The sequence below is a fragment of the Nonomuraea sp. NPDC049714 genome, assembly GCF_044465295.1.
Classification (GTDB): domain Bacteria; phylum Actinomycetota; class Actinomycetes; order Streptosporangiales; family Streptosporangiaceae; genus Nonomuraea.
In genome coordinates, this window is record NZ_JBITLM010000009.1 from 390,137 (window position 1) to 405,426 (window position 15,290).

Genomic DNA, 15,290 nt, shown 5'->3' on the forward strand with positions numbered 1-15,290 from the left:
CCGCGCGACGAGGCCGGCCCTCATCCCTCCCGGCTCCTGTAGGTGGCCCGCAGGTCGATCAGCTTCTCCCTGGCCACCTCGTCCAAGGCTCGGCGCTGATCCGGGTCCTCCTCCCAGGTGGCCTCCGCGCACAAGACCCTGGCCGCCTCGTGCGGCTCGGCGTCGCGCACCACGTACCAGACGGTGTCGTCGCAGCCGCGCCTGTCGTGATCGCGGCGCAGGACCGTGACGATGCCGGAGACGAGGATCTGCCTGGTCCACGGGTTCCTGGCCAGAATCCGCCGATCCACTGTCAGCCCGTCGTCCATGAGCTCGCCGCCGAGCATGTCGTCCTCCCACCGCCACACGCGGCGGCTGACACCCGCTGGTACATACAGGGCACCACGACCTTCGACGGGCACGGAGAACGTCCGCGTGCCGGCCCGGCACAGCTCCTTGGCGATGCGGTCGCCATCGGCGTACTCGCGCAGCCGTTCCTCGTCCAGGTTCTGCCCGGACAACGAGCCCCGCCGCGTCTGCTCAGCGGAGTAGCGGTCGATCAGCGGATCCTTGAACCGCCCCGCACGCGCCCGCTGCGGGGTGCAGGAGGCCGGGGTGAGGTCCACGCCGTCCTCGATGTCGATCCCGGCCTCGCGCAGCAACTCGTGAACGGTGACGCCCCTGCCCTGGGCCTTGTGGCGCAGCCTACGCAGCCAGCCGCCGAAGGTGTCCAGGTCCGGGTCCGCGCGCAGCGACGCCCAGTCCGTCACCGCCGAGACCGGCACCGGCACCTCCCGCCGCGCCGGAGGCTGCACGAACTGTTCGGGCTCCAGGTCGATCGAGTAGTACAGAACCCCGCGCGCAATGTAGGAGAACGGCGCCGCGTGCGTGATCGGGTCGAAGACATCCCTGATCGGCCAGAACCTCAGCAGCCATGTCTCCTCACACTCACCTGTTGCATGCCCGTCGTCTGGCTCGGGTTCACGCAGGTACATGTCCACGCCGTACTCGAAACGCGGCGGGCCGATCAGGAAGTCATGCCCTCTGCCGTCCATCATTGTGACGATCGCGACCACACCGCTCTCCGCGACGAACGTGGTCGAACTGACCGGCGTCCAGGAGCCGTCCGCAGGTTCCGGCTCGGCGTCCCAGGATTCCAGCCGCACCCCCGCGACGAAGTGGTAGGTCTCGTCGGTGGGGGAGCCCCACTCCGGCAGGTCGGTGCCGTCCAGCCCGAACGCGTTGTATTGGACGTAGATCTCGTCGTCGAGCCTCCGCAGCAACTGTGCCATGTCAACGCCTTCGCCTTGTTGGTGATCATCTTGGCTTGGCGGAGTATGGCCCACCGCACTGACAATCCAAGCTGCGCCGCACACATGTTGATCTTGAACGCTTCAAGACCCAGCGGCTCCGAAGGCACCGCAGGACGGCTCGGGAACGTCAGCACATATTCAGCACGCGCAGTCGCAGAACGCCGTAGCCGCCCGGCCGCCACCGGACGCAAAGCGAGAGGCCCGTCACCGTGTTTCTGCTGGTGACGGGCCTCTTCTAGCTGGTGTGGCAGGTGCAAGGTTCGAACTTGCGTAGGCTGAGCCGACGGTTTTACAGTCCCGTCGCAATCAAGCTCTGACCTGGGGTTTCTTCCGTCGATCCCATTGTCTGGCCGTGTATTAGCCGTGATCATAGCTGGGAAGCCGCGAGAAGCCCTAAAGCCAGACCTCACCCGATGCTCCTCCGGAGAGCCAGTTCGGCTGTCAGCTGCAAACTGTGTCGGCAGCAAAGGTCACCTCAGCCATAGTCGCCCTCGTGGCAAGTCCCGACGGAGGAGGGCCTTGCCGGCGATCGCTCCAGCCCGTACGACGGGGACCGAAGTCCGCGATCGTCACGGCCCTAGCCACTGTGCCGCCATCTGATCCGTAGCAAGACCAGAGACGTCCACCACCGCCCAGCACTGACAGATACGCTAGGTCATCAGAGGCTCTTGGCCGCGGAGCCTCTAGAGACGTCCAGGGGTGTCCGAGGCCGTTGCGACCCTATTGGCTGCTCTCCCCGCGTCATCATCGACTCCAGATGAGGTGCCAACGTCCGCCCTCAGGCGATCGACCGAGCTGCTTGCCATCAACAGCCTCCCGAACCCGGGGACTGCTCGGCAGCAACGCCGCTGCGCGAAAGCGCAGGCCACGGTGCATCCCTCAACAGCTCAGCCCGCAGCCGATGCGTAGCGACCTGACTCGGCTTTGGTGTACATAGAGAAGCAGAGCAAACGATCAGCCCCGTACTGTTACGTGATCTAGCAGCTAAAGTCATTGGTATGTAGCAGCGAGAAGCATATCTTGGTGGGAGCACAGGGAGGATGCATGTCATCACTAGAGCAGTGGGAGCGGTCCTCGATCCGGTTCATGCTCGCGGCTAAACTTGGCGAGCTGCACGGACAGACCTTTCAAGACTTCTTTCAAGCCATAATGTGCGCTCGCTATCCCACCTTTATCGACGTTCGGGCCCATGGCAACATCGGCGACTTAAGTTCTGATGGGCTCAGGCTTCACGACCGAAAGCTATATGCGTGCTACGGCGCTGAAGGCATGGACGCTAGCGCCATCAAAAGAAAGTTAAAAAGTGACTTACAGGGAGCCGTAGAAAAACGATCGAGTGAATTTGACACTTTCGTCTTCGTTCATAACGATCACAAGGGAATGCATCCCGAAGTTAGTCGAGGCCTCGCGGAGCAGCGTAATAATCACCCTGAGATCTCCTTCGAGAATTTTGGCCATCACAGGTTCTATAACGAGCTTTGCCGGCTGGAACGCTGGCAAATCGAAGACCTTTTAGGTCCCTTTCCGGCCAAACCTGTAGTCACGAGCGTCGTTCTAGGTGATCTGATTCCCCTCCTAGATCATCTGGCCGAACATCGTCGTCCCTTTGATCAGTTGCCAGAAGTACCTGAGCCTCCCGTGACGAAGATGGACTATAACGGCTTTTCTCCCGACGCTAAACATCGTATGCGCACAGCTCTACCCTATGTTCAGCATGTCGAGACATTTTACGCAGGTCGGCTCGATCCCAATGAGCGCGACGAGACGGCCGCAGGCTTCAGGGACTATTATGAAATGGTGGCGGCTGCTTGCGACGATCCGGACGAAGTCTTATGGTATTTAGAGTGCCATATCCTCGGCAACGCCACGCCTGCACCCAAGATGCAGCTAAACGCTCTGGTTATCCTCATGTATTTTTTCGGGGAATGTGACATCTTCAAGGTACCCCCTCCAGGGTGGACGTCGATGCAACACCTGGAGGTGATGAAATGATCGTGCCCACTAAAGGCGTAGCGCCCCAACGTGCACTGCTCGCTGTCGCCGCTCAGGTTGTACTTGCTACAGACCGGCAACCAGTAACCGTCAATCAAGCGTGGAGACGGTTGCTGGCTTGGCGTGAAGAGAACAAGCATAAGGCTCCTATTCCTTTCTGGTGGTTCGCGCTAGCGCTTGACCTACTCTATGCCATGGACCTAGTCGAACTAGAGCGAGATGTTCTAATATTCCGGGCGAGGCGCAATGCTGCGTAAACTGAAGTCGTCTGACAGCAGATTCCATGAAGTGCAATTCGGTCCAGGCCTGAATCTGCTCGTAGCGGAGCGCGATGAGGCGTCCACGGACACAGATAGCCGCAATGGCGCCGGAAAATCCAGCATGATTGAGCTTTTGCATTTCTTGCTTGGGGCTCGTAACGAAGCAAGCGCGGTTTGGGCAAACGATGCGATCAAAAATCATACGTTTGAACTCTTGCTTGATTGGCCAGGACAACCGGAAGCTATTTCAGTCAAGAGGAGCGGGGCAAGTCCTGGCCGAATTATCGTTTACCCTGATATCACGAATAGTATGCCAGCTGCTTTGTTCGCTCAAAAGACTGACGTCCCCTTGAAAACTTGGCAATGGGCAATAGAGCGCGACCTGTACAAGGTAACGACAGAAGACTCTGGGGTAAGTGGTCGCGCAATGCTTGCTTTTGCTATGCGCCGAGTTGGCCGGGGGGGCTTTCTCGAACCTACAAAGACCGTTGCACAGCAATCGCCTCACGATGCGATGATCAATCTTTGCTATCTCTTCGGTCTTGATGTCGCCCTAACCACACAATACCGTAATCTATCAAATCAAGAGACTACGCGTCGGAAGCTGGTAGAGGCCGCTAAAGATCCTGTGTGGGGGCGCATAGTAGGGAAGTCTGCGGAGCTTCGAGGCGAAATGGGCGCAGTTGAACAACGGATCAGCGAGCTTGAACGGCAAATCGCAGCTTTTCGTGTAGTGCCTGAATACGAACACATCAGGAGAAATGCTGATCTACTTGGTGAACGCATCCGTGCCATGCGGGCCGCAGACGATCTGGATCGACGGAACCTGCAGGATATGCAACAAGCGGCTACGGACATCTCTGAACCTGATGATCGATATCTGGAAACAGCATATCAGCAGCTTGGCGTGGTGATCGGGTCCGAGGTAAGACGACGCTTCGATGAAGTCCGCGTTTTTCATCAGGCAGTTGTGCGTAATCGTGAGCGGCAACTCCGCGATGAAATTGATCGCGTTAGTCGAGCGTTAGAAGAGAGGCGGAGGGAGCGAGAGGCTCTCGGGGAGCAGCAGGCAGCTCTGCTGCGTACTCTCAATTCTGGGGGTGCATTGGATGCCCTCACTGCCTTGCAGTACGCACTGGCACGAGAGCAAGCTCAACTTGAGTCTTTGCGCCATCGATTTCAGGCTGCTCAAGCTCTTGAAGCGAGCCGAAGGGAGATCGAGATAAAGCGTCTCGAACTTGAGGAGGCAATAGTTACAGACCTAGAAGACCGAGCCGAAATCACTGATGCAGCGAACAAGCTCTTCAATCAGTATGCTCGGAAGCTATATGGTGATGACAGCAATCCCTATCTAGCTTTCAAGCCCGGCAGGCGTCGAATGGAGATAGAGGCGCACATCGCAGATGACCGAAGCCGTGGCATTCACAACATGTTGATATTCTGCTTCGACCTCACGTTAGCGGTTACCGCGCACCGCGCCGGCCGAGGGCCAGACTTCCTTGTTCATGACAGCCACCTTTATGATGGTGTAGACGAGCGCCAGGTCGCCTTGGCGCTTGAGTTAGCCGCTGATGTGATGTCAACCGAAGGTCTACAATATATAGTGACCATGAATACTGATGATCTGAATAAAGCCGTGTCGATGGGGTTCAATGCCGATCCATATATCATTGAACCCTACCTAACCGATCAGTCTTCGGGTGGCCTATTTGGTTTCCGCTTCTGAGGATTTGTAGTGCACCTCGGCCCTGGGAGTTGTCGAGGAGGACGATAAGGTCGGTCCGGCGCGGAAAGTTCGGAGTTATGCCCAAAGGGCTATATGCGGCGTCGATTCATAGGCCCGTGTCCAAGGCCGTTGCGTTCTCGGCTGGTGAGATTGCTGCATCCCTGAGCCGGGCGGGCAAGTAGGGGTGCCCCAGTGCGGAGATGACAAACGCGACCCCTGATGATCGTCGGTGTCTAGCCAGTCGATCAAGAACAGGGGCCGCGTTCGCGTGCCATCATCCCCGATCGACGTGCTCGCCCGCCACCTGGAGCACGTCACCCACACCGACGCCACCGTCGACCTGCCCGCCCTGGCCGAGATACTCGACGCCATCCCCGATCCCCGCTGCCGCCGCGGACGCCGCTACCGGCTCGGCCCGCTGCTCGCCTTAGCCTTGCTCGCCATCCTCAGCGGAGCAACATCACTGGCGCAGATCACCCGATTCATCGCCGGATACGAGCCCAACCTGCGCGCCCGGCTCGGCCTCCCGCCCGCCATGCGACCGGCCGCCTCCACCCTGGGACGACTGCTGGCCCGCCTGGACGGTGACGCCTTCGACGCCGCGACCTGCGGCTACGTTGCCGCGCTGGCAGCCTGCCCGCCGCCCGAGACGACGAAGGTCACCCGAATGCCCCTGCTCGGCCTGGCCGTGGACGGCAAGACCCTGCGCGGCAGCCGCACCGCCAACAGCACCACGGTGCATCTGCTGGCCGCCACCCGCCACGACACCCAGACCGTCCTCGCTCAACGCCAGATCGAGGCCAAGAGCAACGAGATCCCCGCCTTCACACCCCTGCTGCGCGGCCTCGACCTGACCGGCATGGTCATCACCGCCGACGCCCTGCACACCCAGCACGACCACGCCCACCACATCAACGCCGCCGGCGGCCACTACCTCTTCATCGTCAAAGGCAACCAGCCCACCCTGCACCGCCGGCTCAAGGCCCTGCCCTGGCGCAAGGCCATCCTCAACGACCGCACCGACGAGCAAGGCCACGGCCGCCGCGAAATCCGCCGCATGAAGATCTGCACCGCCCGGCCCGGGCTGCCCTTCCCGCACGCAGTCCAGGCCATCCAGGTCAAACGCCGCCGCACCGACCACAGGACCGGCAAGACCACCATCGTCACGATCTACGCCATCACCAGCCTGCCACCCGGCCGGATCACCCACGCCCAGCTCGCCGCCCTGATCCGCGGACACTGGAGCATCGAGGCCCTGCACCACATCCGCGACATCACCTACCGCGAAGACGCCTCCCGCATCCGCACCGGCACCACTCCGAGGATCATGGCCAGCCTCCGCAACCTCGCCATCGGCCTGACCCGCCTCATCGGCTGGACCAACATCGCCGCCGCCACCGACCACTACCGCAACCACCCAGCCGACGGACTTCAGCTACTCGGTCTCACGACATGAGAACGCTTCAGCCCTGGGCCCGTGTCCCATCTGCGGAGCTTTGCGCGTGGGCGGCGCGGGCCGCGACCGGCCGGAGAGCCGCAGCGCGGCCAGCGACCGCCCGACGCGGCAGGCCGCCGCAGGCGGACTGCCCTTGAAACCGTGGAGAAAGTCCTCATCCGGTTGACGATCAGCTTTGACGATCACGCCTCTGACCAGGCTCTATGCGTGTGTGATAGGTATGAGAACACCAGTTGATCCTTGACGGTTCAGCCGATGGGCGGGTCATTAGCCTGGAGTGGAGTTGACGGTGGTCAATGCTGAGACTCCTTCGACTACTCAGCGAGGGGGTCAGGCACGCCTGGCACGGCCGGTCGGGCCAGGGCGCACACGCGGGTACGAGCCCACACCGGTCATCGCGGTCCGTGCAGCAAGCTGAAGGGAGTCAAGGCGCGGGTCTGCATGACGCTTTTCAAGCACTGAAGGCAGCCCCGTTCCGCGTAATCCGCAAATTGATACGTCAAGGCGTTGACGCAGGTCAAGTGGCTTAGATGCGGCAACCGCACAATGACCTTGGCGGCCAGCAGATTGCCGCAGTATTCCGCAGAACCACCGCCCGCCGGTCATCACTCGCCGGGCAGCTCATCCTCCACGACCAGCCTCACTCGATTCCCACGCAGAACCTTGCGATGCTTCCGCGGTCTTTATGAGCTGATCGGCAGGTCATGTGGTGAAAGAGCAGGGCGTCAAGGGTCGCGTAGTGACGCCGACGCCTCACGAGGTCCCGATCCGCACTTGCGCCAATGAACGCCAGTCCCAAACCGTCTCCGGGCCGTCCTGCTTGACGATGTGGATGCTACGGATGGTGACGTCACGTTCGGGGAGCTGCTTGCCGAGCGCCTCAATGATGGGAGCAGCCGGGCCATCAGCACTGCTGTACGCCACAGTGACGTGCGGTACCCACGCTGTATGGGCGAGAGCACCATCACGGCCGGTGGCCGCCCGCGTGGCGAACTTCGCCGCTTCGAGCAGTGGGCGAAGACGGTCCGCCGGGCGCGCCTCCAGGACCACCGCCTCAGGGTGGTAGAGCACGCGCCCTAGCGTGACGGTGATAGGTGCGACCCGGGCGAGTTGAGCCGTGGCCTCCTCTGCCATCACGTTCACCTGGTGATCCGTGATCTCATGCGAGTAGCCGGCGACCAACGTGGTGAGGTGGATGAATTTCTGCGGCACCAGATCGAGGCCGGGCAGGCCAGCCAGGCGGTCGTGAGCTTCTTGAACGATGGCCCGCGCTTCAGGGTCCTCCCCCAGGAGGACGTGCCAGTAGAGCTGGCCCTGACCTGGCGGCAGCATGAGCGCTCGTCGCTTCTCCCAACGGTTCGCCATCCGCGTCGGCAACGGGCTCACGCATCCTCCTCGACAGGGGCGGGCAGAGCCCGAGCGGAGTTGAACGTCTTGATCTGCTCGCGCAGCGTGGTCACCATATCCGAGCCGCGGAACCGTGGGGCGGCCAATCGTGCATCCATCCGCACCAGGTAGTTGGTGATCGTGGACAGCCGATGTTCGGGCGGCAGGGACAGGGCCGGCGTGACCTGTTCGGTGGCGGCGTCCAGGTCCTCCATCATCACGTACGCGATGCCTGCGCCGAAGCGGACTTGCGCCCAAGTGCCGGCTACCCAGGGAGCGCCGTTGGCCCATGCGTCGTCGGCCGCCGCCGCCGCGCGTAGCGCCGCAGTATGGTCGCTTGCCTGGAGCGCCACCGACAGGGCGTACAGTGCACGCCTTGGCGCCGGGCACGACCAGGGCGTCACGCCGGAGTCGCCGGTCACGGAACCGGCTGCCTCGTCCGCTCGGTGAAGGGCTTCTCGGGCTCGGTTGAAGTCGCCGAGCAGGCTTGCGGCGTTCGCTTCCTGGCTGGCCAGCAGTACCCGCAGGGGCGTGGGCGGGCTGCATTCGTAGCCACGTCTGGCCGCGTCAGCGGAGACCGCGTACCAGCATCGCCACCGCTCGGTCTTGGCTTGAGCGCTCAACGCCGCCGCCTCGCACGCGCCAGCCTCTTGGGCGGACAGGAGGGCGGCCCTGCCATGGACGATGGCCGATTCGTCGTCGTACAGGTCGCCCAGCAGGATGCAGGCGTGGGCGAGGAGTTCGGCGTCGATCCGGAACAGCTCGCGCGTCTGGTGAAGCCGCTGCTTGCCGCCCCGCAGGAGCTCCAGCACTCGCCGGTGCAGGCGCAGCACATCGGCGAGCAGCGGCGCGGGTGCGGCTTGGGTGTGACGCTGCGTCAGGTGGTAGCGGGTCTCGTCAATCATGGCGATGGTGCTGTCGCCGACGTTGGTCTGTTCGATCCAGGCTGTGTGCTCGATCAGGTCGCCGCTCATCGGGAGCGTCCCCACCAGCTCGCCGTCACGATCGAAGAGAACGGCCTCGTCCATGCCGAACACGCGGCAGTACAGCAAGGGGTAGGGATCCTTCGGACGGCTGTTGCCCGCCTCGTGATCCTTGATCCTGCGGACCACCGACTCGAACTCAGGCAAGGCGATCTCCTCGCCCGCCGCCTGGAACAGGTGCCTGGCCAGTTGCTTCTGTGACCAGCCACGCTGACGTCGCTCATCGCGAATGCGTTCGGCCCACCGGGGAGTTCTGGGCTGTTCCAGCATGCCGTCGCACCTCACCACCGAGTTGGGGGACACGGTCGCCGCCCCCAGTGTCCCCCAACCGCATCTGTCTACGCGTCGTTACTGAGCGTTGTGATGGATTCGTGTACTGGGACACGAATCACCTAGACGCCGACACCAAATCCGGGCTCGACGAGCTCTTGCGTGCCACGGCTCAAAGCGTTCGCCAAGCCTCCGCGCTGGCGGCGCTCATACAGGACTTGCGCGACCGACAGCTCGCCGTACTGCGCGGCACCTACCCGGCTTGGGACATCGCCCTTGAGCGCGATTCCACGGAGAGGCTGTGGTGGACCGCCGTGTCGCGCCGGCCTCTGACAGTCGAGTTGATGGCAGAAGGGGTCATGCGCATCGTCCGCTGTGAGGACGCAATTGCTCTCGCGACAGCTCTGGCCTGGCAATCGGCCCTGATCAACAACGTCGAGAACCGTGCGGGATCTCCACACGTCCGTCCAGCTCATCGACTGCAGGGGCGGCCCGCATGACCTCGACGCTTGAGCAAGCCTGTGATCCTGATCTGCGCGGTGCGTTCAGGCGCTTCTACGTCTGGCGTGATGCCGCTGGCCTCTGGCGTGCGAGGCCGCTGCCCAAGCTGACAGCCGGCGAAGTCGCCTACGGCGTCCTGCCGGAGCTGGTCGCCGACTCGCCCCTGCAGCTCGCCTACAAGTGCACCTGGCAGCGGAGCCGCCGCAAGGTCTACCGGTACCTGAGGAAGTACGGCGCGGGGGAACCGGAGCATGACCCAGCCTCCTGACGAGCCCGTACCTGCGTGGGAGCCGTACCGGCGCCCTCCGAAGGACCGCATCCGGATCACGGAGACCTCATGTTGCGGCGCCTACGAGTGGGCCTGCCGAGGTGGGCAGTTCCTCATCCTCCGGCAGACCACTACAGGCCGGTACGAGGAGACGGCCAGAGGGCTGTACCGGCATGCACGGCCGGTCTGGCAGGCGTTGCTCGTCCTTCACGAGGACGAGCACAAGCGGAAGGCGCGGGCTCGAATCGCCGCTCGCTCTAAGCGGCGTGGCCGGGCGCTTCCGGAGAACCCCGCCGCATGAAGCGGCGCTGCTGCCACCCACAACGCCTCTTCGAGCGCGGAAGCTGATCCAATCTGCGGCGTTGCGCGGCATAGTGCGAGCCGCCACGTCCGCGATGGTCAGCGAGGGGGTGTGGGGTTGAACGTCGGCATGCAGGGTTCTGCGGATTATGCGGCGCGTCCGACAAGATCGACGCCCGTCCACCGGCATGAACAAGCTGGTCCCGTACGGCGTCCCTTCGCCGCGCATAGGGAAAGACCAAGAGGTGACATGGTCCGCGAAGCTTCGCCAGTGAGCCATGTCCCCCGCCCTACCCTAGAGACACTGTGCCTCGGCGAGGGAGCGCGATGAGCAAGGCGAAGGACGCCCGTATCTACGTCCGAATTGCAGACGACCTCCGCAATCGCATCCTCCAGGGTGATCTGCCGGCCGGTGCCATGTTGCCCTCCGAAGCCGCTCTTGCCAGCACGTACGGCGTTGCGAGAGGGACCGTACGTCAGGCGGTCGCCGAGCTGGAACGCTCAGGGCTAGTGGCCAGCGAGGCCGGCCGTGGCCGGCGTGTGAAGAGCGAGGACCCCATAGCCCCGCGGGCAGCAACAACACAGTACGAGTCGATCGCCGAGACGCTCCGAGCGCGCATCGAGAACGGCGAGCTAGCGCCTGGCCAGCAATTGCCTGGAGAGGCCGCAACAGCGGAGGAGTTCGGGGTGTCGAAGGGCACGGCCCGCCAGGCGCTGCAACTCCTGGCCGGCGAACGGCTCATCACGGCCATCCACGGCAAGGGCTGGTTCGTCGGCGGCCCCGAGCACGCGCGAACCCGAGCCGACGCGGTCGCCGCCGAGTTCCGGCAGGACATCTCCACAGGCAAGCTCGCTCCTGGGTCCGTCCTACCCGGAGAGAACACACTCGCCCAAGAACGCGGCGTCGGCCGCGTCACCATCAGGCGCGCCTTCGCGCTGCTGGAAACGGAAGGAGTCATCGAGAAAAGGCCCGGCATGGGCCGCGTCGTCAAATCACGAGCCGAAGGTGACACGTGACCGTATCTCAGACGCCCTCGATCCCCTTCACCACCACCGAAGCGCTGGCAACCCTGCACGAGACCTGCGAGACAGCAGGACTGGCTGACCAGGACAGCCGCCTGATCCGCCTTGGCGAGAACGCCCTGTTTGTACTCCCCGTCGAGCAAGTGGTCGTGAGGATCGCGCGCAGCGTCGAGGTGCTGGACGACGTACACAAGGAAGTAGCCGTCTCGGTCTGGCTGAACGACTCCGGGATACCGGCGGCGAGAACGACGGCGCACGACCAGCCACTCATCGTCAGAGGCCACCCGGTAACGCTCTGGCACCTCATCCCCGACAGCGGCTCCCCCGCGACCCTCGACGACCTGGCCGGCGTCCTGCGCGAACTCCATGGGCTGGCCGTCCCCACTGACCTGGGGCTGCCGGCGATGGACATCCTCAGCCGCGTCTCCGAACGCATCAACGCGGCGTCCGTCCTCACCGATGAGGATCGAGACTTCCTGCTGACACGGCGACGTGAGCTGCAATGCGCGTACGACGAGCTGGCCTTCCCTCTCACGCCGTGCGCTGTTCATGGTGACGCGCACAACGAGAATCTCATCCGAACCGTCGACGGAAGGGTCCTGCTCATCGACTTCGAGCGCTTCGCATTCGGCCCACCGGAGACGGACCTCGCGGTCACCGCCATCGAGCACGCCGTCGGCTGGGGAACTCGAACCGAATATGACCGGTTCGCGGAGCGGTACGGATTCGATGTTCTGGCCTGGGAAGGCTACCCGGTACTCAGAGACATCAATGAGCTGAAAATGACGACCTGGCTCATGCAGAACGTCGACGAAGACGCGGCCATAGCCCGGGAGTTCCGCAATCGCATGAACTCGCTGCGGAATCCCGATGCACCTCGCCGCTGGCATGCTTTCTAAGGTCGATGTCCTGGCCCGGGAGATGACCGCCCTGCAGGAGTGCAGTACGGGTGCCACCTACTCGAAAATCAAGGTCGGTGTCTCAGCTCACGTGCCGTATCCGACGTGTTGTGACGGCTGTCAGTCGCAGGGACGGAATGCCCCTCTCCAACAGCCACAGCTCTCGTCGCTCAAGATCACCGATAGGGTACGCCAGAAGCAAAAGGAGCCTCTGACGTGTCACCCTCAGCCCCGTTAGCCTGGATGGCGGCCCTCGCCGCTGCGGCCTACCCCACTTGGGACACCTGGAAGACCAGGTTCGACTGGTCCTCCCTGTTCACGGCCGCCTATGTGCCCGAGCAGTACTTAGCGCAGTTGCACTACGGGGGCTTCACCGAGGGCGTAGTGAGCTGCGTACGTCCGTACGACGCGATCGACCACTCGCCGTTCCTACCGCTGCGCGACGACCTCGCCACCCTCACCGAACTCGCGACGACCTGGGCCGTGCCCCTGCTGGTCGTGCTGGTCGCCCTGATGCGGCGGCATTCGGCGACGGCAGGACCGCGTGCTGCCTGGGTGCTGGTGCTGATCGCGCTCGCCCGGCCGCTCTCGGCCGACTACCAGGGGGACAACATCTGCTCGGGCTCACTGCCCATGTTCACCCCGGACTGGTTCGAGGCCCTGTCCGGCGGCTGGGGACTCTGGGAGTTGTGGCTGCTGGCGGCTGCGCTGCTGGTGCTGCTCGCATCGGACTCCCCGGCGCCGCCGATCTCTGGGCGGCGCGCGCTGACGACCGTCATGGATGCCCTGGTCGTGTACGGGCTGGTGGCCCTCGCCCCTCTCCTCACCGGGGACGAATCCCTACGCGTCGGCCTGCTGCATCAGCTCCAGTTCGACAACCTCCGCGATGCCCCCGCTCGGCTGCTGGTGCTCGTGCTGCCGCTCGGCTACCTCCTGTGGAGATACGGCCGGCCGCCTCGCCACGGGCTCCCGAGAATGCCGGTAGTCCTACGTAGCCTGGAAGGACGCAGGGAGATGTCGCCCCGAACCCGCGTGAATTCCTCATCCGCGCCTTGATCGTAGGAGACACCAGGAGCGCCCGGACAGGCCCTGTAAGTCGATTGCGGCCGCAGCCCTCCTACGCCAGGCCATGCCAGATGACCACGATTGAGGTAGCGCGAGCGTTGACGACAACCACGACGACAACATGGGCCACCATGTCCAGCGCATCCAGGGCGCCACAAGCCCTGAAAACTTGGCCGCGTATTGGCCGTGGATGGCCGTGCCGCGCCGGTGATCGCCATAGACAGCCGGACACAACGCGAGAGGCCCGTCACCGCGTTTCCGCTGGTGACGGGCCTCTTCCCGCTGGTGTGGCAGGTGCAAGGTTCGAACTTGCGTAGGCTGAGCCGACGGTTTTACAGACCGCTCCCTTTGGCCACTCGGGCAACCTGCCGTGTCTTCCGCTCTCGCGGCGACAGACAGAAGGATAGCGGACTTCTGCGGTGTACGTGACACCGGTTTGTCCCGCGCCGGATCCCGCGCAGCTGCTCCCCCGAAACGCCCACCCGCCCAAGCCTCCGCATGTCCGGACAGGGGTGCGGCAATCAAGGGCCTCCGCCCCGGAGATTCTCGGCAACCGCCGACCGAGGGGCCACAGTCGACGGGCGCGGCCCGTACAGAAGGCCGCTGAGGGGGCATCGGCCCGCTGCCAACTTGGCGGTGGTGGGCGAGCCCCAGGAGGCGGAGCCTGCAAGGCGGGCCGATGCTGGCTAGGCTCATCGGCTGAGTCCGCGTTCGCGGGGTGCGATGCGGACACCGACGAACGCTTACGCAGCTGAGAGGATGTGCGCTTTGGCCGATTCGTCTTTCGACATCGTCAGCAAGATCGACCGCCAGGAGGTCGATAACGCTCTCAACCAGACGGTCAAGGAGATCGGGCACCGTTTCGACTTCAAGGGCACCGGGGCGGCCATCAGCTGGTCCGGGCAGGAGAACATCGAAATCAAGGCCAACAGCGAGGAGCGTGCGAACGCCGCGCTCGATGTGTTCAAGGAGAAGGTGGTCAAGCGCGGCCTCTCCTTGAAGATTCTCGACGCCGGTGAGCCGAAGCTGTCCGGTAAGGAATATCGCATGCTGGTCAGCCTCAAGGAGGGCATCGACCAGGAGAACGCCAAGAAGATCTCCAAGCTCATCCGCGACGAGGGCCCCAAGGGCATCAAGGCGCAGATTCAGGGCGAGGAGCTTCGGGTCAGCTCCAAGAAGAAGGACGACCTGCAGGATGTCATCTCACTCCTTAAGGGCAAAGATCTGGACATCGCCCTGCAGTTCGTGAACTACAGGTAATGGAGCGGCGCGCGAGACCGTGACCTGCGCGGTCATCGCGCTCCGACCTTGGTGCACACCACCTGGTACGACAGCCGCCATGTGCATGTACCGCTCCGCCGTCGCCCGCCTGGACGCCGCCGCCTCCGCCCGCTGCCTTGAGAGTGGGCCCACCGGTCGAGACCGGTCAGGATGAGATGAAGGGCACCGCCACGGCGGGCGTCAGAGCCGGCACCTGGGCTGCGCCGGCGACGTCGACAACACCGCATCCGCGCCGGTACAGGGCACACCCTGATCGCCTCCGCACAGCCGAGTAGATCAGCGACGCGATCATCACAGGACCGCCCCTTTACCTCGCCTCCGCCGGCAAGGGCGAGCTGAGATCAATCGCCTGGTCAACGCCACCGTCGCTGGCACACTGGTCGATCTGGCGTCGCCGTCATCAGGTTCGTAGGCGATGGTTCCATCGCCGCCCCCGACTGACCGCCGAATACACACATTTTCAACTAACGAATGGCAGCTTCGGTATAGCGCGGGTGGAGTTGCCCCGGTTCGATAGACACATCAGGGCTTGTGACTACGCGGCAGCATAGTCGAGGTCGTGGGCGTTGTTGAGCGCGTGTCGGCGTT

General features: G+C 63.5%; 14 protein-coding genes and 1 tRNA gene. 11 read left to right on the plus strand and 4 right to left on the minus strand.

Features of this window, described 5'->3' with window-relative positions; all coding sequences use genetic code 11:
* Positions 1-20: 20 nt before the first annotated feature.
* Positions 21-1,271, minus strand: coding sequence for a hypothetical protein (locus ACIBQX_RS33190; RefSeq protein WP_397011514.1), 1,251 nt, complete (start codon positions 1,269-1,271; stop codon positions 21-23).
* Between the two features lie 1,065 nt (positions 1,272-2,336).
* Here ACIBQX_RS33190 and ACIBQX_RS33195 point away from each other — a divergent pair.
* The 4 genes from ACIBQX_RS33195 to ACIBQX_RS33210 all read left to right on the plus strand — a co-directional run bounded on the left by ACIBQX_RS33195 (position 2,337) and on the right by ACIBQX_RS33210 (position 6,726).
* A complete protein-coding gene (locus ACIBQX_RS33195; protein WP_397011516.1) occupies positions 2,337-3,284 on the plus strand; it encodes an ABC-three component system protein in 948 nt (315 codons plus the stop codon).
* Positions 3,281-3,541, plus strand: coding sequence for an ABC-three component system middle component 6 (locus tag ACIBQX_RS33200; protein WP_397011518.1), 261 nt, complete (start codon positions 3,281-3,283; stop codon positions 3,539-3,541). Before ACIBQX_RS33195 ends, ACIBQX_RS33200 begins: the two co-directional genes overlap by 4 nt.
* On the plus strand, positions 3,531-5,270 hold the full coding sequence (locus ACIBQX_RS33205; protein WP_397011520.1) for an ABC-three component system protein: 1,740 nt from the start codon (positions 3,531-3,533) through the stop codon (positions 5,268-5,270). Before ACIBQX_RS33200 ends, ACIBQX_RS33205 begins: the two co-directional genes overlap by 11 nt.
* A gap of 268 nt (positions 5,271-5,538) precedes the next feature.
* Positions 5,539-6,726: an ISAs1 family transposase gene (locus tag ACIBQX_RS33210; RefSeq protein WP_397011522.1), complete on the plus strand. Its 1,188-nt coding sequence runs from the start codon at positions 5,539-5,541 to the stop codon at positions 6,724-6,726.
* Between the two features lie 753 nt (positions 6,727-7,479).
* Here the strand turns inward: ACIBQX_RS33210 and ACIBQX_RS33215 are convergent.
* Positions 7,480-8,112, minus strand: coding sequence for a 2'-5' RNA ligase family protein (locus ACIBQX_RS33215; protein WP_397011524.1), 633 nt, complete (start codon positions 8,110-8,112; stop codon positions 7,480-7,482).
* Positions 8,109-9,365, minus strand: coding sequence for a multiprotein-bridging factor 1 family protein (locus ACIBQX_RS33220; protein WP_397011526.1), 1,257 nt, complete (start codon positions 9,363-9,365; stop codon positions 8,109-8,111). The genes ACIBQX_RS33215 and ACIBQX_RS33220 overlap by 4 nt, the downstream gene beginning before the upstream one ends.
* A gap of 101 nt (positions 9,366-9,466) precedes the next feature.
* Here ACIBQX_RS33220 and ACIBQX_RS33225 point away from each other — a divergent pair, with 101 nt between their 5' ends.
* The 6 genes from ACIBQX_RS33225 (at position 9,467) to ACIBQX_RS33250 (ending at position 13,412) form a co-directional block, all read left to right on the plus strand.
* Entirely contained in the window at positions 9,467-9,865 is a 399-nt protein-coding gene (locus tag ACIBQX_RS33225; RefSeq protein ID WP_397011528.1) for a hypothetical protein, read from the plus strand.
* Positions 9,862-10,134, plus strand: coding sequence for a hypothetical protein (locus ACIBQX_RS33230; RefSeq protein WP_397011529.1), 273 nt, complete (start codon positions 9,862-9,864; stop codon positions 10,132-10,134). The genes ACIBQX_RS33225 and ACIBQX_RS33230 overlap by 4 nt, the downstream gene beginning before the upstream one ends.
* On the plus strand, positions 10,118-10,435 hold the full coding sequence (locus ACIBQX_RS33235; protein ID WP_397011530.1) for a hypothetical protein: 318 nt from the start codon (positions 10,118-10,120) through the stop codon (positions 10,433-10,435). Before ACIBQX_RS33230 ends, ACIBQX_RS33235 begins: the two co-directional genes overlap by 17 nt.
* A gap of 326 nt (positions 10,436-10,761) precedes the next feature.
* The gene (locus ACIBQX_RS33240; protein ID WP_397011531.1) at positions 10,762-11,451 is read left to right on the plus strand and encodes a GntR family transcriptional regulator; all 690 of its coding nucleotides are present in this window, start codon (positions 10,762-10,764) and stop codon (positions 11,449-11,451) included.
* The gene (locus tag ACIBQX_RS33245; protein ID WP_397011532.1) at positions 11,448-12,356 is read left to right on the plus strand and encodes a phosphotransferase family protein; all 909 of its coding nucleotides are present in this window, start codon (positions 11,448-11,450) and stop codon (positions 12,354-12,356) included. Before ACIBQX_RS33240 ends, ACIBQX_RS33245 begins: the two co-directional genes overlap by 4 nt.
* 216 nt (positions 12,357-12,572) lie before the next feature.
* Positions 12,573-13,412, plus strand: coding sequence for a hypothetical protein (locus tag ACIBQX_RS33250; protein ID WP_397011533.1), 840 nt, complete (start codon positions 12,573-12,575; stop codon positions 13,410-13,412).
* 297 nt (positions 13,413-13,709) lie between these two features.
* On the opposite strand, the gene ACIBQX_RS33255 is transcribed toward ACIBQX_RS33250, so the two are convergent.
* A tRNA-Tyr gene (locus tag ACIBQX_RS33255) sits at positions 13,710-13,791 on the minus strand.
* A 389-nt stretch (positions 13,792-14,180) separates the two neighbouring features.
* Here ACIBQX_RS33255 and ACIBQX_RS33260 point away from each other — a divergent pair.
* Positions 14,181-14,681, plus strand: a complete 501-nt coding sequence (locus ACIBQX_RS33260) for a YajQ family cyclic di-GMP-binding protein (protein WP_397011553.1) — start codon at positions 14,181-14,183, stop codon at positions 14,679-14,681.
* Positions 14,682-15,290: the final 609 nt, after the last annotated feature.